The following is a 23,611-nucleotide window of genomic DNA, read 5'->3' as shown; positions in this document are numbered from 1 at the left end:
TGAAGAGGTTGAGGGTTGCGGTTCCGATGGTCTCCGCGGCGGCGCTGATGCTGCTGCTGTCCGCGTGCGGCGCCTCGGACGAGCCCTCGGGCGATCCGGCCGCGGCCGCGGCGCCGTCCGTGGACTCGTCGCTGGCCACCGCGCCGCCGAACCCGACGGAGCCGGGCCGGTGCCACACCGCCGACCTCACCGTGATCATCACGCCCGGTGGTGGCGCGGCCGGGCACCACGGGGAGAAGCTCACGTTCACCAACGCGTCCGCGATGCCGTGCACGCTGGAGGGCTTCCCGGGCGTGTCGTTCGTGACCGGCGACGACGGCGCGCAGGTCGGCGCGGACTTCAAGCGCGAGGGCGACAAGGCGGAGAAGATCACGCTGGAGCCCGGCCAGTCCGCCGCCACCGAGTTGCTGCTGCCGGACACCGGCGCGGCCGACTGCGAGGCGACCGAGACGCGCGGCTTCCGCATCTACCCGCCGGACGAGACCGCGGCGATCTTCATCAGCTCCCCGCAGCAGGCCTGCAAGGAGACGGACAAGGGCATCGCCACGGTACGCCCGCTGGCCGTCTGACCGGACCGTACCCCCGACAGATTCTGGTGGATCTGTCGAGGCGGTGCGGGCCGGGCGGGGCCGTCTACAGCGCGTAGACCGTCACGTCGAGCGTGCTGGCGACGTAGGCCCTGCCGTTCGTGATGACCGGAGGATAGAAGCCGAGGTAGTCCATCGGCGTCGTGAGCCGGCTGTTGGTCACCGGGTCGACGAGGTAGGTGCCGCCGTCCTCCCTCGTGATGTAGAGCACGCCGCCGACGACGATCGGCTTGCGCACGTCGAGCTGGTACGGCTGCGTCCAGTAGACCGCGCCGGTCGTGCCGTTGATCGCGGTGACCCTGTCGCCGGACGTGTAGTAGACGCGGCTCGGCGTGATCGTCGCGTCGTCCGGGTACGCGTTCGACGCCAGCCAGGTCAGCGCGCCGGTGGCGGCATCGAGGATCTGGAGACTGTGCCCCCAGCGGACGTAGAACTTCGTGCCCGCGTCGTTCGCCGCCAGCGCCTCGTAGGCGCGGCCGGTGACGCTCCACCGGACCGCACCGGTCGCGATGTCACGGATCTCGCTGACCGGCTGGCCGTTCCGGGTGCCGGACAGCAGCACCGTGCCGTTCGCGTTGACCGAGCGCGCCATGGTGACGTCCGTCTGCCAGACCGGCGTCAGGCCGATCAGCCGGTACGCCGTGGTGATCGACTGGCCGGGTGCGGAGATCAGGACCGTGTCGCCCTGGACCGCCAGCCCCGTGAAGACGCCGGGAATCTCCCCGGTCGACGTGGAACCGGTCTGCTGGGTGAGTCCCTTCGTCTCCAGCACGCTCAGGCCGGTGCCGGTCTGGTTGCGGAGCGAGATCAGCCGGTCGCCGGAGAGGACCATCTGGGGCACGCCGTTCCGCGCGACCCTCGGCGTCCAATCACTGCACAGCGGATAGTAGAAGGTGCCCTCGTCGAAGACGCAGAGCTTGAGCTTGTCACCGACGAAGACCTTGCCCGCGCCGACCACGGGCACGCCGACGCCGTACTCGAGCGGCCGCTGCAGCTCGCCCTTCTCCACGACCTGGCTCACCGTCGCGGCCGTGATCGTCGTCTCGTTCGGATTGAACCCGCTGTTCCCGGCCGTGTAGCCGGCGATGTGCCACCAGCCGTGGGACGCCGCGAGTGCCGTTCCCGGCGTCCCGCCGAGCACCATGACCGTGGTGGCCGCCAGCGCGGTCACCGTCCTGACTGCGCGTTTCACGCGTTCTCCCCATGATCGTGATCGACGCGCGGAGAATAGCGATCGCGGCTACCGGCCGTCCATCGTGGGCGCGCGTTCTCAGGCCCGGTAGCCGGCGGCCTGGAGCGTGAACAGGTCGGCGTAGCGGCCGGCCGCGCGCATCAGCTCGTCGTGGGTGCCGGACTCGATGAGCGTGCCGTCGTCGAGGACGAAGATGTGGTCGGCGTGGCGGACGTTGGCCAGGCGGTGGGTGATCAGGATGGTGGTGGCGCGGCCCTGCCGGTCGCGGATCGCCTGGAAGAGCGCGTCCTCGGCGCGGGGGTCGAGCGCGGACGAGGGCTCGTCCATGATGAGCAGCTCGGCGTCGCGCAGGAAGCCACGGGCCGCGGTGATGCGCTGCCACTGGCCGCCGGAGAGGTCCTGGCCCTTGGCGAACGTGCGGTCGAGCAGCGTCTCGTACCCGTGCGGCAGGTCTTCGATCATCCGGTGCGCGGCGGCGAGCGCGGCCGCGGCCTCGATGCGGTGCCGGTCCGGTTCGGCCTCGGGGTCGCCGACCGCGATGTTGGTGGCGGCCGTGAACGGCCACTTGTGGTAGTCCTGCGTGACGACGGCGATCCGCGCGCCCAGCGAGGCCGGGTCCCAGTCGGTGAGCGGGCGGTCGTTCCAGCGGATCTCGCCGCGGGACGGCTCGCGCAGCGCGGCGATCATGGCGGCCAGCGTGGACTTGCCGGAGCCGTTCTCGCCGACGAACGCGACGGTCTGGCCCGCGCGCACGGTGAGCGTCACGTCGTCGACCGCGGGCGCGCCGCGGTCGGGATAGCTGAGCGTCACGTGGCACGCGGTGAGCGTCCGCAGCGGCTCCGCGGGCGGCCGGGGCGCGTCGGAGGGGATGTGCGCGGCCGCGCGCGTCATGAAGCCGGTGTAGTCGCCGAAGTGCTGGCCCTCGGTGTAGACCCGGTCGATCTGGAACGTCATGGTGCTCAGCGCGCGCTGCGCGGCCTGGACCGCGATCACGCAGGTGGCGGCCGCGGAGAGCGGGATGTGGCCGCGGATCAGGAGCACGCCGAGCAGCAGGTAGACCGCGCCGGTGGCGATGCCGCCGACGGCCGCGCCGACGCTGGTGGACGTGGTGACGCGGCGGGCGAGCGCGAGCTGGATGTCGGTCTCCACGGCCATCACGCGGTCGTACTGGTCGAGCAGGAAACGGCGCAGGCCGTACGACCGGAGCTCGTGCGCGGACGTGCGCTCCGCCATCAGCCGGTGCAGGATCCACAGCCGGCGGCGGCGTACCGAACCGGCGATGTAGGTGCGATGGCGCTGGTGCCCGGCGCGCAGCGAGCCCCACGCGTTCGGCACGGTGGCGACCAGCAGCGCCACCAGCAGCAGCGGGTGGATGAGCACGACCGCGACCGCGACGGCCAGCATCGACACGGCGCCGGCCAGCAGGTTCATCACGCCCTGGACCAGGCCGATCACGGAGTCGGTGCCGTGGGAGGCGCGTTCCATGTCGTCCGCGAACGCGTCCTCGTCGAACGCGTCCAGCCGGACCGACGTGGTCACCTCGAACAGGCCGCGCTCGACCTCCCGGTTGACGCGCGGGGTCAGGCCGTTCTGCGCGTAGCCGGTGGCGATGCCGAGCCCGGCCCGGATCGCGACCGCGATCGCGAGGGTGCCGAGCGCGGGCAGCGCGGCCGTCACCCGGTCCGGCGTGGGGCCGCCGGCGAACAGCTCCACCAGCACGCGCTGCGTCGCCAGCAGGCCGAACGTGGACATCACGCCGGCACCGACCGTGGAGACGCCGACGACGGTGGTGCGCAGCCGGTCCGCCCGCCAGCTGATCGCGACCGCGCGCAGGACCAGCGCGGGCAGCTCGGCGAACACGCCGAACAGGCCGGCGTCCGCGCGGCGCCGGATCCCGGTCTCCCACCACATCGTGCGCAGCTCGGGCAGCACCGATTCCGTGTTCGCGGTCACCGACCCAGCATGCACTGACTCACCGTGATCGATACACGCCGGAGCGTGAGTGAACACGAAAGTGTGCCGGGACGTCGGAGGTCTCGCCGAAGAACGCCGGCGTGAACGGAAGAAACGGCGCGACCGCGCTGCCTCCCGCCGTCGCTGGCGGCGCGGTATAGGGCCGGCATCAGGAAACGGCGTGTTAAGGGAAAAGCGATGGCGGGCATAGGGATGTGTATGGCTCTCGAGAACGAGATCGAAGAGGATCTGGTGGTGCGACTGCGGACCGAGGTGGCGGTCATGGAAGGGGCCGTGGCCGAGGGGCGTTACGGGGATGCGCTGGAAGTGAGCGAAGCCGCGGGCGGCACGATCCGGCGGCTGCGGGAGATCTCGCCGGAGAATGCGACCCACGTCATGGCGGCGGCGGGGCTGCTGCACAACCGGTCGCATTTCCTACAACGTGTCGGACAAGTGGAGGCGGCGATCGGCGCGGCGGCGGAGTCGGCGGCGCTGTTCCGGGGGCTGGTGCCGGCCGATCCGGCGTTTTACCGGCCCTATCTCGCGGATGCGCTGGTGCGCCTGGGGGCGGCCATTGAGGCGGGCGGCCGGAACGGTGAAGCGCTCGGCCCGATCGCGGAGGCGGTGGCCCAGTATCGGGAAACCCTGTTCGACGCGCCGCATCATCGGACCGGGCTGGCGCGCACGCTGGTCCGGTTCGGGGAAATGCTGGCGGAAGCGGGTGACGCGGCGCGTGCGACCGAGGCGATGATCGAGGCCGCCGATCTGTTCCGGGCCGCCGCGGATGGTGGTGAGGTGCGCTACTCGCCGTCGAAAGCCGGTCCGATTCCCGTAGGTTGGGAGTTGCTGGCGGACGGCCCCGCGTTTGCGACGGCGCTGCGGGAGCTGGCGGTCGCGAACAGCAGGGCGGGCCGGTCCGGGGCTGCGGTGAAGGACTCCCGCGAGGCGGTCGGCATCCTGCGCCGGGTGGCCGCGGCACGCCGTGCGGCCGAGGTGGATCTGGCGAATGCGCTGGTCGAGCACGCGCAGATCCTGAACGAGGCAGGCTATCGCATCGATGCTCGTAACAGTATTGACGAGGCGGTCGCCTGGTATGCGGAAGCAGGCCAGGAAGTGCGATTGAGCTGGGCGTATAGTGTCCGCGACTTGATTGCGGAGCAATAGTCCGGTCGCATCAATTTCCCGGCGGCTTGCGGGATATTGCGGAAGTCAGGCAGACTGCATTTCGGTACCCCATCCGTTTGCATTGTTCTTCCTGACCGGGAGTGAGCCACCGTGGCTAAGCAAGTCATCACGCTGTTGACCGACGACCTCGACGGCAGCGAGGCTGACCGCACCGTCGAGTTCGCGCTGGACGACGTGACCTACACCATTGACCTTTCCGAGAAGAACGCGGGTAAGCTGCGCAAGCTTCTTGATCCCTACATCGCGGCGGGCACCCGTGTGGGTCGCAGCGGCGCGGTTGCCGTGCCGCGCGGCGGTCGGCGTGTCGCCGGTGGCACCGTCCGGTCGAATCGCGATCAGAACAAGGCGATTCGCGACTGGGCCTCGCAGAACGGTCACGACGTTTCCGAGCGCGGCCGCATCCCGGCCAGCGTGGTCGAGGCGTTCAACAAGCGTTAATCAGGGGCGGAACCGATAGCCCATCCCCGGTTCGGTGATCAGGTGCCGGGGGCGGGCGGGGTCGTCCTCCAGCTTGCGGCGTAGTTGCGCCAGATACTGGCGCAGATAGTTGGTCTCCGTCTGGAATTGCGGACCCCAGACCTCCTGCAACAGCTGGCGCTGGCTGATCAGCTTCCCGGGATTGCGCAGCATGATTTCGAGAATGTGCCACTGCGTGGGAGTCAGCCGCAGCTCCTCCCCGTCGTCCCCGCGCACCGTGCGGTCCGCGAGGTCGACGGTCCAGCGCCCGATCCGGGCCACCGGCGCGGCCTCGCCGGCCGTGTTGATCCGCCGCGTCACCGCGCGGATCCGGGCCAGCAGCTCCTCCACGCCGAACGGCTTGGTGATGTAGTCGTCCGCGCCCGCGTCCAGCGCCGCGACCTTCTCCTCGCTGCTGGCGCGCCCGGACAGCACGATCACCGGCACCGCGGTCCAGCCGCGCACGCCGCGGATCACCTCGACGCCGTCCATGTCCGGCAGGCCCAGGTCCAGCACGATCAGGTCCGGGTGGTGCTGCGCGACGGCGCGCAGCGCGGAGCCGCCGTCCGGGGCGACCTCCACGGCGTACCCCCGTGCCCTGAGGTTGATCCTCAGCGCGCGGAGGATCTGCGGCTCGTCGTCGACGACCAGCACTCGTGTCATTCCTGCTCCAGATCAAGATCAGACTGCTGCGGGGGTACGGCCGGAAGCGCGAGAACCATGGTCAGGCCGCCGCCGGGGGTGGCCTCGGGCGTGAGCGTGCCGCCCATCGCCTCCGCGAGGCCGCGGGACAGCGCGAGCCCCAGGCCCACCCCGGTGTGGTTGTCCCGGTCGCCGAGCCGCTGGAACGGCAGGAACACGCTGTCCCACTGCTCCTCCGGGATGCCCGGCCCGGTGTCGATCACCCGCAGCTCCACCTCACCGCCGTGCGTGCTGGCGGACACGACCGGCGGCGTGTCCGGCGGGCTGTAGCGCAGCGCGTTGGCCACCAGGTTGACCAGCACACGTTCCAGCAGGCCGGGGTCGGCCGGCACCTCCGGCAGGTCCGGCGGGATCGCGACCCGGACCGCGTGCGCGGCCGGGCCCAGCTCGTCCAGCGCGCGCGGCACCGCGTCCTCCAGGCCGATCTCGATCAGCGACAGCCCGAGCACGCCGGCCTGGAGCCGGCTCATGTCCAGCAGGTTCGCGACCAGCCGGGCCAGGTGGTCCAGCGACTCGTCCGCGGTGGCCAGCAACTCCGCCCGGTCCTCGTCGTCGAACTCGATCTCCGCGTGTTCCCCGGACGCGCTGCGCAGCGACGTGACCGCGGCCTTCGCGGAGGCCAGCGGCGTGCGCAGGTCGTGGCTGACCGCGGCCAGCAGCGCGGTGCGCATCCGGTCCGCGGCCGCGAGCGGGCGGACCGTGGCGGCCTCGGCCTTGAGCCGTTCCTGGCGCAGCGCGACCGCGGCCTGCGCCGCGAACGCCTCCACGATCCGCCGGTCGTCCGCGGCCAGCGGCGCGCCGCGCAGCGCCAGGCTGAGCGTGTCGTCGATCGGCACGTCCGCCTCGGCCTCGCCCGGCGCGGCACACGGCGGGCCGCCGACGCCGGCGACCACCTTCCAGGACTGCGGATCACGCTGCGCGTCCGGCCGGTTGCCCGCCTCCGGGTCGCGTTCCAGCAGCGTGACCGCGGTGAACCCGAACGTCTCGCGCAACCGCTCCAGCAGCGCCGGCAGCGGCCGGGCGCCGCCGAGCACGCTGCCGGCCACCGCGGCCAGCGTGGTGGCCTCCGCGGCCGCCTGGGCCGCCTCCCGGGTGCGACGGGCGGCCAGGTCCACGACCGCGCTCACCGACGCGGAGACCAGCACGAAGATGACCAGCGCCAGCAGATTTCCCGGCTCCGCGATGGTGAACCGCCCGGTCGGCGACGTGAAGAAGTAGTTCAGCAGCAGCGAGCCGCCGATCGCCGCGAGCAGCGCGGGCCAGAGCCCGCCGACCAGCGCCACACCGACCGAGGCGGCCAGGAAGATCAGGATGTCCAGCGTCAGGGACAGACTGCCGGGCAGCAGGTGGACCAGCAGCGTGAGCAACGGCATGCCCGCGCCCGCCAGGACGAACCCGATGATCCGGCGCCGGCGGGACAGCGCGGTGCTGCCGTCGAACGCACGCCGCCGCCCGTGCCCGGCCCGCTCGTGCGTGACCAGGTGCACGTCGATGCTGCCGGACCGGGCCGTGGTGGTGACGCCGACGCCGGGGGAGAACAACTGCGCCGTCCGGCCGCGACGGCTGGCACCGAGCACCAGCTGGGTCGCGTTCACCCCGCGGGCGAACGTGAGCAGCGCCGCCGGCACGTCCGCGCCGACCACCTGGTGGTAGGTGCCGCCGACGCTCTCCACCAGGACCCGCTGCCGGGCCAGCGACGCCGGGTCCGCGCCGGCCAGCCCGTCGTTGCGCGCCACGTGCACGGCCAACAGCTCCGCGCCCTTGGTCCGGTCCGCGATCCGGGCCGCGCGGCGGATCAGCGTCTCGCCCTCCGGGCCGCCGGTCAGCGCGACCAGTACCCGCTCCCGGGTCTCCCAGGTCTCGGCGATCTCGTGCTCGGCGCGGTACCGGTCCAGCTGGTCGTCGACCGTGCCGGCCAGCCACAGCAGCGCCAGCTCGCGCAGCGCCGTCAGGTTGCCGACCCGGAAGTAGTTGCCGAGCGCGGCGTCGATCTTCTCCGGCTTGTAGACGTTGCCGTGCGCCATCCGCCGGCGCAGCGCCTCCGGCGTGAGGTCGGCCAGCTCGACCTGCTCGGCCGCGCGCACGATCTCGTCCGGCACGGTCTCCCGCTGCGGCGCGCCGGTGATCTCCTCGACCACGTCGTTGAGCGACTCGAGATGCTGCACGTTCACGGTGGAGAGCACGTCGATGCCGGCGGCCAGCAACTCCTGGATGTCCTGCCAGCGCTTCTCGTTGCGGGAGCCGGGCACGTTGGTGTGCGCCAGCTCGTCGACCAGCGCGACCTCGGGCCGGCGGGCCAGCACCGCATCCAGGTCCATCTCGGTGAACTCCACGCCGCGATAGGTCATGACCCTCCGCGGTACGACCTCGAGCGCGCCGATCATCGTCTCGGTCATCGGCCGCCCGTGCGTCTCCACGAAGCCGACCACCACGTCGGTGCCGCGCGCGGCCCGGCGGCCTGCCTCCTCGAGCATGGCGTAGGTCTTGCCCACGCCCGGAGCCGCGCCCAGGTAGATCCGCAGTTGTCCGCGTGCCACCGCTGGATCCTTTCATCCGCGAGTGCCCCGCGCCGATTCCCGGCGGCGCGGGGCACACGTCTCGTCAGGCTCGGGCGTCCAGCGCCAGGTTGAGCTCCAGCACGTTGACGGCCGGCTCGCCCAGGAAGCCGAGCGCGCGTCCCGCGGTGTGGTCCTCGATCAGCGAGGTCACGTCGGCCACGGCGAGACCTCGCTCCCGGGCCACGCGCGGGGCCTGCAGCGCCGCGTAGGCGACGCTGATGTGCGGGTCGAGCGCGCTGCCCGAGGCGGTGACCGCGTCCGCCGGGATCGGCGAGGTGTCCGGCGCGTCGCCACGGACCGGCGTGATCACGCCGCCGGAGTAGTCGCCGTCCGGCGTGGCGCACTCCACGGTGGCGCCCTCGTAGGTGCCGAGGAACGGCGTGGCCGGGCAGGCCTGGTTGACGCTGACCGCGCGGGTGACCGCACCGGTCAGCCCGTCGGCCCGGAACACGGACAGCACCGCGCCGACGCCGTCCGTCGTGCAGTAGGGCCGGGCCCCGCTCACGCCCTCCAGCGCGCCGATCGCCAGGCTGCGCGCGCAGACCTGGGTGAGCAGGCTCTGCGAGCCCGACTCCGGGTCGGCCGGGTCCGGCAGCGTGTCGGCCACGCTCTCCGGGCCCAGGTTGGACGCGCCGGTGGAGAGCGGGTCGTAACCGTCACCGCCGGCCGAGGGACGGGACTGGAAGTACCGCGGGACCGGGTTGCCGTCCGCGTCCGTGAAGTGCTGGCCGATCAGCGCGCTGCCGACGACCGTGCCGTCTTTCTCGACGAGCGAGCCCTCGGCCCGGCCGCTGAGCCCCGGGATCTGGGCGACCCCCACGAGCAGCAGGGGGTACGCGAGGCCGAGCGCGACGGTGAAGAAGAGCAGCGCACGCAGCGCCGCCAGGTGCTGGGAGAGCCAGGACGGAAGACGCATGTCAGATTCCCGGGATCGCGGAGATGATGAGGTCGATGAGCTTGATGCCGATGAACGGCACGATGATGCCGCCCAGGCCGTAGACCCGGAGGTTGCGCGACAGCAGGGCCGCGGCGCTGCTCGGCCGGTACCGCACACCCCGCAGCGCCAGCGGGATCAGCGCGATGATGACCAGCGCGTTGAAGACGACCGCGGACAGGATCGCCGTGGTCGGGCTGTCCAGGCGCATGATGTTGAGCGCGTCCAGGCTCGGGTAGACGCCCGCGAACATGGCCGGGATGATCGCGAAGTACTTGGCGATGTCGTTCGCGATGGAGAACGTGGTCAGCGCGCCGCGCGTGATCAGCAACTGCTTGCCGATCTCCACGATCTCGATCAGCTTGGTCGGGTCCGAGTCGAGGTCGACCATGTTGCCGGCCTCCTTCGCGGCCGACGTGCCGGTGTTCATCGCCACGCCCACGTCCGCCTGGGCCAGCGCGGGCGCGTCGTTCGTGCCGTCGCCGGTCATCGCGACCAGCCGGCCGCCCTCCTGCTCCTTGCGGATCAGCGCGAGCTTGTCCTCCGGCTTCGCCTCGGCCAGGAAGTCGTCGACGCCGGCCTCCTCCGCGATCGCCTTCGCGGTCACCGGGTTGTCGCCGGTGATCATGACGGTCCGGATGCCCATCCGGCGCATCTCGTCGAAGCGCTCGCGCATGCCGGGCTTGACCACGTCCTTGAGGTGAATCACGCCGAGCGCGCGGGCGGGCTGCCCGCCGGTGTGCGACGCGACGACCAGTGGCGTGCCACCGGACGCACTGACCCGCTCGACCAGCGCGGCGAGCGCGGGGGACGGCGTGCCGCCGTTCTCCCGGACCCAGGCGGTGACCGAGCCTGCCGCACCCTTGCGGATCCGGCGGACGGCGACGCCGTGCGGGTCCGCGGTGCCGCGGTCATCCTGCGGGGCCGCGGTGCGGCGGCCTCCGCTCGGGTTCGCGATGCTGCCGCTCTCCTTCGGATTCGTGACGCTGCCGCTCTCGCTCGCATCCGTGACGCTGCCGCTCCCGCTCGGTGTCGTGTCGTGGCCGGTCCCGTCGACGGCCGGGAGGTCGACACCGCTCATCCGGGTCTGGGCGGTGAACTCCACGAAGACGGCGTGCTCCACCGTGCGCTCGCGGAAGCCGAAGTCCTTGGCCAGCACCACGACCGAGCGGCCCTCGGGCGTGCCGTCCGCGAGGCTGGAGAGCTGTGCCGCGTCGGCCAGCTCCGTCTCGGTCACGCCGGGCGCCGGGAGGAACGCCGCGGCCTGCCGGTTGCCGAGCGTGATCGTGCCGGTCTTGTCCAGCAGCAGCGTGCTGACGTCGCCGGCCGCCTCGACCGCGCGGCCGCTCATCGCGAGCACGTTGCGCTGCACCAGACGGTCCATGCCGGCGATGCCGATCGCGGAGAGCAGCGCGCCGATCGTGGTCGGGATCAGGCAGACCAGCAGCGAGACCAGCACGATGCCGGTGACGCCGTTGCCGTCCAGCGCGGCCGTGTCCGGTGCCGCGCCCTGGAACGCCTTCGCGGCGATCGCCAGCGGCTGCAGCGTCACGACCGCGAGCAGGAAGATCACGGTGAGCGCGGCGAGCAGGATGTTGAGCGCGATCTCGTTCGGCGTCTTCTGCCGGTTCGAGCCCTCGACCAGCGCGATCATCCGGTCGATGAAGCTCTCGCCGGGCCGCTGCGTGATCTGGACGACGATCCGGTCGGAGAGCACCCTGGTGCCGCCGGTGACCGCGCTGCGGTCGCCGCCGGACTCGCGGATGACCGGCGCGGACTCGCCGGTGATCGCGGACTCGTCCACGCTGGCGATGCCCTCGACCACGTCGCCGTCGCCCGGGATGATCTGCCCGGCCGTGACCTCGACGACGTCGCCCTGCCTGAGCTCGCCCGCGGCCACGCCCTCGCTGGTGTACGCGCCCGGCGCCGCGCCGGCCTTCCATCCGGTGAGCCGGTGGGCGACGGTGTCCTGCTTGGCGGCGCGGAGCGTGGCGGCCTGTGCCTTGCCCCGGCCCTCCGCGACCGCCTCGGCCAGGTTCGCGAAGATCACGGTCAGCCAGAGCCAGACCGTGATCGCGAGGGCGAACGCGGACGGGTCCGCGGCCGCGAGCACGGTGGTGAACACGGCGCCGATCTCGACGATCAGCATGACCGGGTTATGCCACATGACGCGCGGGTCGAGCTTCTTCACCGCGTCCGGCAGCGAGCGGAGCAGCTGCCTCGGGTCGAGCAGCCCGCCGCCCACGTTCTTCCGGGGTTCCGGGGTGTTCGTGACGACGGGAGGTTCCAGTGTCGTTGTCATGGCGGGTCACAGGCCTTCTGCGAGGGGGCCGAGTGCGAGGGCCGGGAGGAAGGTGAGGGCGACCAGCACGATGGCCACGCCGGCGACCATGCCGACGAAGAGCGGCCGGTGGGTGGGGAGTGTGCCCTCGGACTCGGGGACCGGCTGCTGCCGGGCGAGCGAGCCGGCCAGGCCCAGCACGAAGATGATCGGGAGGAAGCGGCCGAGCAGCATCGCCAGGCCGGTCGCGGTGTCCCACCAGGGCGTGTTGACCGTGATGCCGGCGAACGCGGACCCGTTGTTGTTGGCCGTGGACGTGAACGCGTAGAGCACCTCGGACAGTCCGTGCGGGCCGGTGTGCAGCGCGGTCGACGCGTTGCCGGTGGCGAACGCGGCCGCGGTGCCGGTCAGCACCAGGACCGGCGTGATCAGGAAGTACAGCGACGCGAACTTGATCTCCCGCGCGCCGATCTTCTTGCCCAGATATTCCGGCGTGCGCCCGACCATCAGTCCGGCCACGAAGACCGTGATGGTGGCCAGCACGAGCATGCCGTAGAGGCCGGAGCCGGTGCCGCCGGGCGCGACCTCGCCGAGCATCATGTTGAGCATCGGCATCATGCCGCCGAGCGCGGTGTACGAGTCGTGGAACGAGTTGACCGCGCCGGTCGAGGTGAGCGTGGTGATCGCGGCGAACACCGCGGAGTCCGCCACGCCGAACCGGACCTCCTTGCCCTCCATCGCGGCGCCCACCGCGGCCGGCACCGTACCGCCGCCGTGCAGCTCGAAGACGGTGGTCAGCGTGATGCCGGCGATCGCGAGCAGCGCCATGACGGCCGCGATCGCGTAGCCCTGCCGGTTCTGCCCGGCCATCCGGCCGAAGACGCGCGGCATGCTGAACGGGATCAGCAGGATCAGGAACAGTTGCACCCAGTTGGTCCAGGTGGTGGGGTTCTCGAACGGGTGCGAGCTGTTGGTGTTGTAGAAGCCGCCGCCGTTCGTGCCCAGCTCCTTGATCACCTCTTGGGAGGCGACCGGGCCGCCCGGGACGGTCTGCGTACCGCCGGTCAGCGTGGTGATCTCCGTGCCGCCGCCGAGGTTCTGCACGACACCGCCGATCATCAGCACGATCGCGCCGATGATCGAGACGGGCAGCAGGACGCGCAGCGTGATCCGGATCAGGTCGACCCAGAAGTTGCCGAGCAGCTCGGTCCTCGACCGGGCGAAGCCTCGGATCAGCGCGACCGCGACCGCGATGCCGACCGCCGCGGATACGAAGTTCTGCACCGCCAGGCCGGCCATCTGCGCCAGGTGGCCCATGGTCGACTCACCGGAGTACGCCTGCCAGTTCGTGTTCGTCACGAAGCTGACCGCGGTGTTCCAGGCGATGTGGTCGGTGACCGGGGCCATGCCCAGGTTCAGCCAGAGGTACTGCTGCAGGCGCAGCAGCCCGTAGAGGAACAGGATCGAGACGGCGGAGAACGCCAGCACGCTGCGGCCGTAGACGCCCCAGCTCTGCTCCGACGCCGGGTCGACGCCGACGATCGTGTAGATGCCGCGCTCCACCCGGGAGTGCTTCCGTGCGTCCACCACGCGGAACAGGTAGTCGCCGAACGGACGGTGGACCGCGACGACGGCGGCGGCGAGCGAGACAATGAAGATCACGCCCGCGACTGTGGTGCTCATGTCAGCGGCCTCTTCAGAACTTCTCGGGGAACAACAGCGCGACGAGCAGGTAGCCGGACAGTGCGAGGGCGAGCACCAGCCCGATCAGGTTGACGGCGGTCACAGCTTCTCCACCGCCCGCAGCAGCAGGGTGAGCGCGCCGAAGAGCCCCACCGTCGCGAGCACGAACGCCACGTCAGGCACCGTGCGACTCCTTCACATCGGGTCCGTCCGACCGGCGGGAACGCCGGTCGCGAACGCAATGGAACGCCTGCGTGACGGCCATCAGGGAAAAGCTGACACGGTGTTGACGGGCGGTAGCGCTTTCTTGACGCGCTTTTCACGCCTCGCCGCTCTGCCGCGGCTGAGCTGCCGGTCAGGGGTGGATGATCGCGGCGCCGGCGAAGAAGATGACGACGCCGGCGCCGGTGCCCTGGGCGATGCCGATGCCGAGCCGGCGGGACCGGTCGAAGATGGTGGCGAGGCCGCCGATGAACGCGGTCAGGACGCCGGCGCCGATCGCCAGGAAGGAGAAGAACGGGGCGGACGCGAGCGAACCGAAGTCGCCACGCTGGTTCAGCGCCAGCAGCGTGAGCAGCACCAACTGGGGGAGCAGTCCGAGCGCGAGCCCGGTCATCTGCGGCCCGCTCACCGACATGCGGCTCTGCGCCGCCAACCGCCTGGTGCCCGCCATCTCGTTATCGTCCCAGCTCAGAGCCGTTCCCATGCGGGCTTTCCTAGGACAGCCGCGGCCGGAGCAGGTGTGCGACGTCCAGTTCCCGGCCGTGGTAGTCGCCGCCGTCCTCGACGTGCCACACCCAGGAGAGCACGCAGAGCACGAAGCCCCAGGCGAGCACGCGGTCCGGCGGCAGCGCCAGCCCGTCCGCGACCTGCGCGATCCGGGCCGGGACCAGGCGGGTGAGCGTCTCGTCGCGTACCCACGGGTCCGGGTTGTAGAGCAACGCGCCCACCTCCGCGGCCGGGTCGCCGACGCGGCCGTGCGGGTCGATCGCCAGCCAGGGCGCGCGCGTCCCGGCCAGGATGTTGTCGTGGTGCAGGTCGCCGTGCAGCACGACGCGGCCGGTCGTACTGGCACAGAGTTCCCGGTGCAGCCCCTGCGCCCGTTGCACCAGATCGTCGCCGGGATGACGCTTCAGGTGGGCGGCGAAGTCGTCCGCGTGCGCCTCGACCGGCTCCAGCGCGCAGGCGCCGGGCCCGCCGTCCGGTGCCGGGCGGCGGTGCAGGCGGCGGGCGACGTCGACGAAGGCCGCGGTGGCGGCCTCGTCGTCGTGCTGGTGCAGCGTGCGGAGTGTGCTGCCGGGCGTGACGCGCTCGAGCAGGAGCGCGCCCTGCTCCTCGTCGCGGGCCAGCAGCCGGGCCGCGCCGGCGCCGTCGAACGCGGTCAGCGCCGCCGCCTCCGCGCGCAGGTGCGGGGCCGACGGGACGCCGAGCTTGAGCACCACGGGCTCGGAGCCGCGGGTGGCGGGCGCGACCCAGTTGAACGTCAGCGGGAACGGCGCGCCGACCGTCAGCCCCCACCGTGCCGCGACCGCGCCGGCGCGGGACGGGAGCGTCTCCAGCCAGCGCGTGCCCTCGTCGCCCCAGTGGGTCTGCACGTTGCGTACGAACGCGTCGTCGGCCATGGCCGCGAGCCTAGACGAGGTGAGTATGTCGGCTCATGTCCATTTTCCCGGCGTCCGGAAAGCTGCTCGTCATGAACATCTACCAGGTGGTGAGCGGCATTCCGGACGGCATCGGTACCGAGGGCATCCCGGACGGGTGTGCCGGCTGACAGTGATGATCGGGGCCCTGCCCGCCCGGCCGGGGCGTGGCAGGGCCCCGGTTTTTCCTCCGGCACCGCGCGGAAGGTGAGCCCGCGGGAGCATGCGGACCGCAACCACCCGCTGAGTGGGAAGATCTGGTTCCGCATTCAGGGGTGGCGGCGACGCTGCCGCCAGGGGGTCCAGCCGCGGCAGAGGACGCAGGCGGTGGCGGTGGTGACGACCGGGATCGCGTCGACCACGGCGGTCTGCGCGGCCTCGGGCTTGCTCAGGGGCGGACGGGCGCCGGCGTGAAGGCGGGCTCGGCCGGCGGCGCCGGGGGCTCGGCCGGCGGGCGGTGCAGCAGGAAGAGCAGCTCGGCGCCGAGCGTGACCGTGGTGAGGAACGTGAGGCCGGCGCAGGTCAGCGCCGCCACCATGACCAGCCAGGGACCCTCGCCGAGCGCGGCCGGCGCGGAGCTGCCCATCGCGGCCAGCGTGCCGGCGGCGGACATCACGGCCGGGCCGGCGAGCACGGTCAGCGCGAGGCCGGCCGACCAGTACGCCGCGACCGCGTGCTCGGTGGGCGTGTGCCGGGTGAGGCGGTTGCCGGCGATCGCGAGCGCCACCGGGGGTACGAGAGCGGCCAGCCAGAGCAGGAACACGGAGAGCCCGTCCATCGCCTCAGCGTAGGGGAGCCTCGCAAGCCACGGACAGTCGCAGCGTGATGACATCGCCCACGGTCAGCTCCTCGGCCCGGCGCACGGTCGTCTTGATCGGCACGATGTAGCGGCCGTCCTTGGGCCACAGCGCGGTCTCCCACACCGTGGCGCCGATGTGGACCTCCGCGGGGATCATGCCCCAGCCGTAGGAGACCTCGGCCGCGGTGGACCGCAGCACCGCGGCCTCCTCGTCCGGCACGGTCACGAAGTGCCAGGGCGCCGGCCCGCGCCAGAACCACATCTCACCGCTGAACTCGAGCTCCACGGGCAGAGAGCCTATGAGAGAACGAGCCGTTCCGTGAGCCACCCGGCGAGCAGTGCGTCGAATCCGGGCACCCGCGTGCCGTCCGGGTCGCGCAGGCCGTGGTCCGCGCCCGGGAACACCACGGTCTCGACGCCGGCCAGCCGCGACACGCTCTCGTCCACCGGGAGGAACGTGTCGTCCGCGCCGTAGACGGCCAGCATCGGGCAGCGCACGTCCGCCAGGCCGGGGAGCGGGTCGTGGCCCGCGATCCGGGCCAGGAAACCGATCGTGGCGGCGGACGTGCCGGACAGCAGCGGGAACCACGGCTCGCCCGCCCAGCGCCGCTGGTCCGCCGCGACCACGGCCGGATCCTCGCCCGCGCGCACGCGGTCCACCTGCGCGTGCAGCAGCGACAGGCCGAGCGGCACGGCTTCGGGCGGGAGCTGGTGCCGCAGCCGATGCTCCTCCTGTGCCAGCACGCCCACGCCCGGCGCGGACAGCGTGACCACGGCCGAGACCAGCGGCGAGACCGCGGCCAGCCACGCCACCCAGCCGCCCTGGCTGTGCCCGATCAGGCCGACCGGTGAGCCGGGCAACCGATCGCGCACGGCGGCCACCGCGGCCAGCGTCTCGCGGGCACGATCCGGCAGCGACTGCGCGGTCCAGTCACCGGTGGACGCGCCCGAGCCCGGCTTGTCGTAGGCCAGGCTCGCGATCCCGTCCGCGGCCAGTCGCGCGGGCCATCCGCCCAGGTCACGGCCGCCGGGGCCGGAACCCTCCACAAAGACCACGCAGCGGTACGGACCGGGGCCCGCCGGCAGCGTCAGGTCCCCGGCCAGCGTGTTCCCGCCGGACCGGAAGGAGAACGTCACGCGTCGCCCCGTGCCGATCGACGGGCTCGGGGCGGACAGACGTCGTGGCCGGGCAGGAGCAGGCTCATGCCAGGTCGGCGGGGTTCGTGTTCGCGCCGCAGAGGATGACGGCGACGCGCTCGTCGTCCGCGGGCCGGTAGGCGCCGGAGGTGAGCGCGGCCATGGCCGCGGCGGCGCCGTGCTCAACCGCGATCCGGTAGTGGTCCCACAGGTGCCGGCGGGCCGCGATCAGGTCCTCGTCCTCGACCAGCAGCGACCGCACGCCGGTGCGCCGGGCCACGTCGAACGCGATGTCGCCGATCCGCCGCGCGCCCAGCGAGTCGGCCGCGATGCCGGAGACCGGCACGTCCACCGGCTGGCCGGCCGCGAGCGCGTCGTGCAGCGAACGGGCGCCGGTCGGCTCGACCGCGATCGCGCGGGCCTGGCCCTCCAGCGCGGCCGCGACGCCGGCCAGCAGGCCACCGCCGCCGACCGCGACCAGCACGGTGTCGACACCGCCGGTCTGCTCCCACATCTCCAGCGCGAGCGTGCCCGCGCCGGCGGCCATGTCCACCTGGTCATAGGGGTGGCAGAACGTGGCGCCGGTGTCGGAGACGCGCTTCTGCGCCGCCTCGTACGCCTCCGCGAACTCGTTGCCGACCTGCACGACCACCGCGCCCAGCTCGTGCAGCCGCCGGACCTTCGCCGGGGAGGAGATCACCGGGACGTAGACCTCGGCCTGCACGCCCAGCTGCGCGGCCGCGTGCGCCACCGCGATGCCCGCGTTACCGCCGGACGCCGCGACCACGCCCGCGCCGGTCAGCTCGCCGGACTCGGACGCGGCCAGGATCCGGTTCAGCGCGCCGCGGGCCTTGAACGTGCCGGTGTGCTGCAGGAACTCCAGTTTGAACACGGTCGCGCCGGAATCCGCCACCGGGAGGACCGGGGTACGCCGCACCCGGCCGCCGATCCGTGCCGCCGCCGCATCCACGTCCGCCTTCGAGATCATGCTTCCACCCTACGTTCTCGGGTACGCTGACCACCCATGTGCCACGAGGACCGGCATGCCTGATCCGCTGCGCCCCGGCGATCCGCGTGAACTCGGTGGATATCGCCTGCTGGGCCGCCTGGGCGAGGGCGGCATGGGAGCGGTCTTTCTCGGCAGATCTGCTGACGGCCGGATGGTTGCGGTCAAGGCGATCCGCCCCGAACTGGCGAACGAGCCGGAGTACCGCGGCCGGTTCCGCAGCGAGGTGAGCCGGGCCCGGCAGGTGCCGCCGTTCTGCACCGCGGCCGTGCTCGACGCCGATCCGGAGCACACCACGCCGTACCTGGTGGTCGAGTACGTGGACGGTCCCAGCCTGGGCGAGGTGGTCGTCGACCGCGGCCCGCTCACCGGCGGCGACCTGCACAGCGTGGCGATCGGCGTGGCGACCGCGCTGACCGCGATCCACGGCGCCGGCGTCATCCACCGCGACCTCAAGCCGCGCAACGTGCTCTTCGCGCTGGGCGCGCCCAAGGTGATCGACTTCGGGATCGCGCAGCCGTTCGAGGCGACCAGCCACCACACGCGGACGAACCAGATGGTGGGCACGCTGGCGTACATGGCGCCGGAACGCTTCGACCTCGACGGACCCGGCATCGGCCCGGCCGCGGACGTGTTCGCCTGGGGCGCCGTGGTGACGTACGCCGGGACCGGCCGTACGCCGTTCGCCGCCGACTCGGCCGCCGCCACCGCGGGCCGCATCCTCACCCAGCCGCCGGAGCTGGGCGCGCTGCAGTCGCCGCTGCGCGAGATCGTGGCACGCACGCTGGCCAAGGACCCGGCCGACCGCCCGACCGCACCGGAGCTGCTGGAACTGCTGCTGGACACCGGCTCGCACAGCGTGGCGGACCTGACCGGCCGTCCGGAGCTCGCGCAGGCGGCGCGGGCGGCCCGCGCCACGGTCCGGCGCGGGAAGCGGCGCGGGCGCCTGATCGCGGCCGTGGTGGCCGGCGTGCTCGCGGTCGCGGCGCTGGGGGCGGCGGGTGCGTGGGCGGCTTCCGGGCGGAGCACCCCGGTGGCCGCGCCGTCGCCGTCCTCCTCACCGTCGGCGCCCCCGCCCCTGCTGGGCAACGGCCCGGTGATCATCGACCGGCTGGACCGGCCCGGCCAGTGGCCCGCGTCCAAGGACGACGACGGCGCCTGCACGTACACCGGCGGCCGCCTGGTGATCAGCGGCGTCGAGCCGGTCTGGCACGCCTGCGACGGGCCGGACGACATGTTCGCCGGCGACTCGTCGATCGCCGCCACCGTGGCACTGCTCGAGCCCGGCAGCTGCGCGTTCGTGGCGTTCCGGCTGACCAGCGACGACGAGTACAACGGGTACGTGCTGCGGCTCTGCGCGGACCGGATCGGCTTCGAACGCCACGCGGACGACCGGGCCGAGGACATCGGGACCACGCCGACCACGGCGCTGGCCGGCGGCGAGCACCGGGTCGAGATGGTGATCCGGGACGAGGTCGCCACCGTGAGCGTGGACGGCACCACGGTCGGCTCCGCGCCGGTCGACGACCGCCGGGCCGTCACCGGCTGGTTCCGGCTCGGCCTCGAGAGCGAGGGCGACGCCACGTCCGGCAGCGTGGCCTATCGCGATCTGGAGATCAGGACGCTGTGAAGACGCTGCTGCCCTTGGTGCTTCTGCTGACCCTGCTGGCCGGGTGCGGCGCGGACACCCCGGATCCGTCCGCCTCCGCCTCCGTTCCCGTTGGTCCCACTCCGGACCCCATGCCCACGTTCACGGACGTCAGCAAGGGCGACACGGACTCGATCGTCCGGCTGCTGAGCTTCACCGCCGGGAAGAACCAGGCGGTCGTGGTCGAGCCGGTCATCTTCATGCTCAACCCGGACTTCTGCGAGGCCTTCCACATCCCGGCCGACGACCGCCGCTGCCTCGCCGCCTGGAACACCTCGGACAGCCAGGCGAAGATCACGCTGCCGCGCGCGGACGACGCCGTCTTCGCCCTGGTCAACCAGGCCGACATCAGCAAGTGCATGGACGACAAGGGCGCCGGCTCCTGCGAGGTCTCCGCCCGCGAGTTCGCCGCCTACGCCGAGGACCAGAACCACCTGATCCGCCTCACCACCCGCAACGGCGTCGCGATCCGGCTGGCCGAGCTCTACACGCCGTAAATATCCCTACAGCCGCCCGGCCTCGATGATGCGGCGGAGGAACTGGCGGGTGCGGGGGTGCTGGGGGCTGCCGAAGACCTGCTCGGGCGGGCCCTGCTCCAGGATGCGGCCGCCGTCCAGGAAGCAGACCCGGTCCGCGACCTGGCGGGCGAAGGCCATCTCGTGGGTGGCCAGGATCATGGTCATGCCCTCGGTCTTCAGGTCCTTGATCATGGAGAGGACCTCGCCGACCAGCTCCGGGTCGAGCGCGGACGTGACCTCGTCCAGCAGCAGCAGGCGCGGCGAGTTGACCAGGGCGCGGACGATCGCGACGCGTTGCTGCTGGCCGCCGGAGAGGCGGTCGGGGTACTCGTGGGCCTTGTCCTCCAGGCCGACCCGTTCCAGCCAGGTGCGGGCCTCGGCCTCGACCTCGGCACGACGGCGGCGGTGCACGCGTTCCGGCGCGAGCGTGATGTTCTGCAGCACGGTCATGTGCGGGAACAGGTTGTAGGACTGGAAGACCATGCCGATCTTGCGGCGCACGGTGTCGGGGTTCACCCGCGGGTCGGTGATGTGCTCGCCGTCCAGCAGGATCGTGCCGTCGTCGAGCTCCTCCAGCAGGTTGACGCAGCGCAGCAGCGTGGACTTGCCGGAGCCGGACGCGCCGATCAGCACCACGACCTCGTGCTCGGCCACCTCCAGGTCGAGATCCTGCAGCACCAGAGCGCCGCGGAACGACTTGCGCAGCCCGGAGCAGGACAGCGCGGGCTGTGTCGGCACCGGCACGTAGGCGACCTCGGCCATGTCGCCGAACGTGCCCAGCGCGCTCGCGTCCTCGGTGGTCCGGATCGGCTGCACCAGGCCGGCCGCGGTGTCGCTCAGCTCGTCGCGCTCGCGATCGCGCCGCCGGCTGCGCCGCGTCGGCCGCTCGGGCGCGGGCGACGACGACGGCGCCGGTTCCGGCGAGGCCGCGTGACGCGAGCGCCGCGGCGGGTCACCCAGGTCGAGCGCGTCGCGTTCCGCGGTCGTTTCCAAAGGCAGGCGGGGGTACGAAAAGGTGCCCTCCGCAAACGTCCCGTCAGAGGTCTTCGCGTCCCGCGTCGAGGACCGGGCGTAACCGCCCGACGACGAGTCCAGATCGTCCGGCGTCGTGAACCGGTCGTAGCCGCCGGACGGCGAGTCCAGGCCGCTCGGCGTCGTGAACCGGTCGTAGCCGCCGGACGGTGAGTCCACATCGCCGGGCGTCGTGAACCGGTCGTAGCCGCCGGACGCCGAGTCGGCCTCGCCCTGGGTCGCGAACCGGGCGTAGCCACCCGACGGCGAATCCGCCTCGTCCGGCTGCCGGGACGTCCGGCGACGCCCGCGGCTGGCCGGCGCCGGCGTCTCGTAGAGGCTCGGGGAGCCGTCCGTGGTCGCCGCGCTCTCATCCGTACCCACGGATGGGGTCGATGGTTCCGAGACCGCCGGGAAAGCGCCGGTCGCCCGCCGCAACGCGCGCTCCTTGGCCCGCTCGCGCCGCTGTCGCGCCTTGTCGAAGTCCGCGACCTGCGCGTCCTGGCTGCGCTCCGGGGAGCGATCCAGCCGGTCGCGGTCCAGCTGCTCGCTGAAGCTCAGATCGTCGTCATCGCCGCTCGCCACGACGTCACCGCCCGCCCGCGTTCTGCCGCCGCGCCGCGCGCAGCGTCACCAGGTCCGTCACCGCGATCAGCGGGATCGCCAGCAGCACGAACAGTACGGCCGCGACCACGTACGGCGTGAAGTTGAACGCGTCCGCGGTCGCGATCTGCGCGGCCCGCACCGCGTCGACCAGACCGGCCACCGACACCAGACCCACGTCCTTCTGCAGCGCCACCATGTCGTTGAGCAGCGGCGGCGCGACCCGGCGCACGGCCTGCGGGAGCACCACGTGCCGCATCGTCTGCCGGTACGTCAGGCCCAGCGACCGCGCGGCCGACCACTGGCTCGGGTGGATGCTCTCGATCCCGGCGCGGAACACCTCGGCCAGGTAGCCCGCGTACGTGATGATCAGCGCGATCGCGCCCAGCACCAGCACGCTCGGCGTGCCCTGCAGGCGCAGTCCCGGCACCCCGAAGGTCAGCAGATACAACCCGATGATCAAAGGCATGCCACGCAGCGTGTACGTGTACGCGGTCGCCAGCGCGCGCAGCGGGAACAGCACGGCGCCGCGCGTGGTCCGCAGCACCGCGATCAGCAGCCCGAGCACCAGCGCGCCGAACGCGCACACCACCAGCAGCTGGATGTTCAGCCACAGGCCGCTCAGGATCGACGGCAGCGAGTCCAGCGCGACCTGCGGATCGAGGAACGACTGCTTGACGCGCGGCCACCCCGGCGAGCCGGTCACCAGGAGCACGAGCAGCACGCCCGCCACGGCCGTGGAGACCGCGCCGATGACCACCGACTGGACGGACTGCTTGCGCCGGTAGGCGAGGCGGGCCCGTTGCGCGTCGCTCGGGGCGTGGTCCGTGACGGTCACGACAGCTCGGGCGCGCCCGCCACCTGAGCCAGCCACTGCTTCTCCAGGCTGGTCAGCGTGCCGGCTGTGCGCAGCGCGTCGACCGCCTGGGTCACGCAGCCGGTCAGCGGGGAGCCCTGGTCCAGCACGATGCCGAAGCCCTCCGGCGTGCCCACCTGCGGCATCTGGCCGACGATCTTCGCGTCGGTCAGCTCGGCCGCGGTCATGTAGAACGCGGTCGGCAGGTCCACCACCAGGCCGTCGATCGTGCCGTTCTCCAGCGCCTGCTTGGCGTCGTCGTTCGTGTTGAACACCTGCGCCTGCCGGCTCGGCTTGATCAGGTCGGTGATCGCCTGGTAGCTGGTGGTGCCGACCTGGGCGCCCAGCTTCGCGTCCTTCAGCCCGGCCAGGTTCGCCGCGCCCGCGATCGGCGCCGAGTTCTTCGCCACGACCGCCTGCCGCACGAGGTAGTACGGCGACGAGAAGTCGACGGCCCTGCGCCGCTCCTCCGTGATCGAGAACTGGTTGAGGTCGATGTCGAACGACTTGGGGCCGGGCGCGATCGCGCTGTCGAACCGCACGCGCGCCCACACCACGTTCTCCTTGGTGTAGCCGAGCTGGGTCGCGACCGCGTAGGCGACCGCGGACTCGAAGCCCTCGCCGCTCTCCGGCTTGTCGTCCTTGAACCACGGCTCGTAGGCCGGCTGGTCGGTGCCGATCGTCAGCCTGCCGGCGGTCAGCGTCTTCAGCGTCGCGGGTGCGCAGGCCAGCGCGCCACCGCTGGTGGCGGCCGCGGGCGTCGCGCCGGTGCCGGAATCCTCCGGGGCACACGCGGACACCCCGGCGACCGCGGCGAGCAGCAGGGCGACGGCGGGCACGGAGGTTTTGCGCATGGCCGAAA

22 protein-coding genes are annotated in these 23,611 nt (G+C 72.3%); 5 read left to right on the top strand and 17 right to left on the bottom strand.

The window, feature by feature from the left end:
• Nucleotides 1–26 precede the first annotated feature (26 nt).
• Nucleotides 27–569, top strand: coding sequence for a DUF4232 domain-containing protein (locus OP04_RS19035; protein WP_051798295.1), 543 nt, complete (start codon nucleotides 27–29; stop codon nucleotides 567–569).
• 64 nt (nucleotides 570–633) lie between these two features.
• Here OP04_RS19035 and OP04_RS19030 read toward each other — a convergent pair whose 3' ends face one another.
• Together OP04_RS19030 and OP04_RS19025 are read right to left on the bottom strand one after the other, a co-directional pair.
• Entirely contained in the window at nucleotides 634–1,779 is a 1,146-nt protein-coding gene (locus OP04_RS19030) for an outer membrane protein assembly factor BamB family protein (protein WP_157240033.1), read from the bottom strand.
• A gap of 78 nt (nucleotides 1,780–1,857) precedes the next feature.
• Nucleotides 1,858–3,690 (bottom strand): ABC transporter ATP-binding protein, encoded by a 1,833-nt coding sequence (locus OP04_RS19025; RefSeq protein WP_085066592.1) that lies wholly within the window; start codon nucleotides 3,688–3,690, stop codon nucleotides 1,858–1,860.
• Between the two features lie 261 nt (nucleotides 3,691–3,951).
• Between OP04_RS19025 and OP04_RS19020 the strand changes: the two genes are divergently transcribed.
• Together OP04_RS19020 and OP04_RS19015 are read left to right on the top strand one after the other, a co-directional pair.
• Nucleotides 3,952–4,896, top strand: coding sequence for a hypothetical protein (locus OP04_RS19020; protein ID WP_157240031.1), 945 nt, complete (start codon nucleotides 3,952–3,954; stop codon nucleotides 4,894–4,896).
• Between the two features lie 111 nt (nucleotides 4,897–5,007).
• Nucleotides 5,008–5,355 (top strand): histone-like nucleoid-structuring protein Lsr2, encoded by a 348-nt coding sequence (locus OP04_RS19015; RefSeq protein WP_033341090.1) that lies wholly within the window; start codon nucleotides 5,008–5,010, stop codon nucleotides 5,353–5,355.
• Here OP04_RS19015 and OP04_RS19010 read toward each other — a convergent pair whose 3' ends face one another.
• From OP04_RS19010 to OP04_RS18950, 12 genes are all read right to left on the bottom strand, one after another.
• Nucleotides 5,356–6,036 (bottom strand): response regulator, encoded by a 681-nt coding sequence (locus OP04_RS19010; protein ID WP_033341089.1) that lies wholly within the window; start codon nucleotides 6,034–6,036, stop codon nucleotides 5,356–5,358. It abuts the gene before it with no gap.
• Nucleotides 6,033–8,612: a DUF4118 domain-containing protein gene (locus tag OP04_RS19005; protein ID WP_033341088.1), complete on the bottom strand. Its 2,580-nt coding sequence runs from the start codon at nucleotides 8,610–8,612 to the stop codon at nucleotides 6,033–6,035. Before OP04_RS19005 ends, OP04_RS19010 begins: the two co-directional genes overlap by 4 nt.
• Before the next feature lie 64 nt (nucleotides 8,613–8,676).
• The gene (locus OP04_RS19000) at nucleotides 8,677–9,549 is read right to left on the bottom strand and encodes a potassium-transporting ATPase subunit C (protein ID WP_033341087.1); all 873 of its coding nucleotides are present in this window, start codon (nucleotides 9,547–9,549) and stop codon (nucleotides 8,677–8,679) included.
• Nucleotide 9,550: 1 nt separating this feature from the next.
• Entirely contained in the window at nucleotides 9,551–11,869 is a 2,319-nt protein-coding gene (gene kdpB, locus OP04_RS18995; RefSeq protein ID WP_033341086.1) for a potassium-transporting ATPase subunit KdpB, read from the bottom strand.
• A gap of 6 nt (nucleotides 11,870–11,875) precedes the next feature.
• Nucleotides 11,876–13,531 carry a potassium-transporting ATPase subunit KdpA gene (gene kdpA, locus OP04_RS18990; RefSeq protein ID WP_033341085.1) on the bottom strand — a complete coding sequence of 552 codons (1,656 nt, stop codon included), beginning with the start codon at nucleotides 13,529–13,531 and terminating at the stop codon, nucleotides 11,876–11,878.
• Between the two features lie 13 nt (nucleotides 13,532–13,544).
• Nucleotides 13,545–13,634 carry a K(+)-transporting ATPase subunit F gene (gene kdpF, locus OP04_RS51120; protein WP_033341084.1) on the bottom strand — a complete coding sequence of 30 codons (90 nt, stop codon included), beginning with the start codon at nucleotides 13,632–13,634 and terminating at the stop codon, nucleotides 13,545–13,547.
• A 252-nt stretch (nucleotides 13,635–13,886) separates the two neighbouring features.
• Nucleotides 13,887–14,204 carry a hypothetical protein gene (locus OP04_RS18980; protein ID WP_033341083.1) on the bottom strand — a complete coding sequence of 106 codons (318 nt, stop codon included), beginning with the start codon at nucleotides 14,202–14,204 and terminating at the stop codon, nucleotides 13,887–13,889.
• Nucleotides 14,205–14,247: 43 nt separating this feature from the next.
• On the bottom strand, nucleotides 14,248–15,153 hold the full coding sequence (locus OP04_RS18975) for an aminoglycoside phosphotransferase family protein (protein WP_033341082.1): 906 nt from the start codon (nucleotides 15,151–15,153) through the stop codon (nucleotides 14,248–14,250).
• A gap of 406 nt (nucleotides 15,154–15,559) precedes the next feature.
• Entirely contained in the window at nucleotides 15,560–15,949 is a 390-nt protein-coding gene (locus OP04_RS18965) for a hypothetical protein (RefSeq protein WP_033341080.1), read from the bottom strand.
• A gap of 4 nt (nucleotides 15,950–15,953) precedes the next feature.
• Nucleotides 15,954–16,256 (bottom strand): DUF1905 domain-containing protein, encoded by a 303-nt coding sequence (locus tag OP04_RS18960; protein ID WP_033341079.1) that lies wholly within the window; start codon nucleotides 16,254–16,256, stop codon nucleotides 15,954–15,956.
• Nucleotides 16,257–16,267: 11 nt separating this feature from the next.
• Nucleotides 16,268–17,107, bottom strand: coding sequence for an alpha/beta hydrolase family protein (locus OP04_RS18955; protein ID WP_051798294.1), 840 nt, complete (start codon nucleotides 17,105–17,107; stop codon nucleotides 16,268–16,270).
• Between the two features lie 64 nt (nucleotides 17,108–17,171).
• Nucleotides 17,172–18,095 carry a threonine/serine dehydratase gene (locus OP04_RS18950; protein ID WP_033341078.1) on the bottom strand — a complete coding sequence of 308 codons (924 nt, stop codon included), beginning with the start codon at nucleotides 18,093–18,095 and terminating at the stop codon, nucleotides 17,172–17,174.
• Nucleotides 18,096–18,150: 55 nt separating this feature from the next.
• On the opposite strand from OP04_RS18950, the gene OP04_RS51115 reads away from it, so the two are divergent.
• Together OP04_RS51115 and OP04_RS18940 are read left to right on the top strand one after the other, a co-directional pair.
• A complete protein-coding gene (locus tag OP04_RS51115; RefSeq protein WP_033341077.1) occupies nucleotides 18,151–19,743 on the top strand; it encodes a serine/threonine protein kinase in 1,593 nt (530 codons plus the stop codon).
• Nucleotides 19,744–19,757: 14 nt separating this feature from the next.
• On the top strand, nucleotides 19,758–20,258 hold the full coding sequence (locus OP04_RS18940) for a hypothetical protein (RefSeq protein ID WP_157240028.1): 501 nt from the start codon (nucleotides 19,758–19,760) through the stop codon (nucleotides 20,256–20,258).
• Between the two features lie 6 nt (nucleotides 20,259–20,264).
• Here OP04_RS18940 and OP04_RS18935 read toward each other — a convergent pair whose 3' ends face one another.
• The 3 genes from OP04_RS18935 to OP04_RS55690 form a co-directional block, all read right to left on the bottom strand.
• Nucleotides 20,265–21,041, bottom strand: a complete 777-nt coding sequence (locus OP04_RS18935; protein ID WP_051798311.1) for an amino acid ABC transporter ATP-binding protein — start codon at nucleotides 21,039–21,041, stop codon at nucleotides 20,265–20,267.
• A gap of 838 nt (nucleotides 21,042–21,879) precedes the next feature.
• Complete coding sequence (locus tag OP04_RS55695) at nucleotides 21,880–22,731, bottom strand: amino acid ABC transporter permease (RefSeq protein ID WP_033341075.1); 852 nt, start codon at nucleotides 22,729–22,731, stop codon at nucleotides 21,880–21,882.
• A complete protein-coding gene (locus tag OP04_RS55690; RefSeq protein WP_232323639.1) occupies nucleotides 22,728–23,603 on the bottom strand; it encodes an ABC transporter substrate-binding protein in 876 nt (291 codons plus the stop codon). Before OP04_RS55690 ends, OP04_RS55695 begins: the two co-directional genes overlap by 4 nt.
• Nucleotides 23,604–23,611: the final 8 nt, after the last annotated feature.

Source organism: Catenuloplanes japonicus (assembly GCF_000717135.1).
Classification (GTDB): domain Bacteria; phylum Actinomycetota; class Actinomycetes; order Mycobacteriales; family Micromonosporaceae; genus Catenuloplanes; species Catenuloplanes japonicus.
Note: the sequence above shows the minus strand (reverse complement) of the source record. Positions and strands in the feature narration are given on the sequence as shown.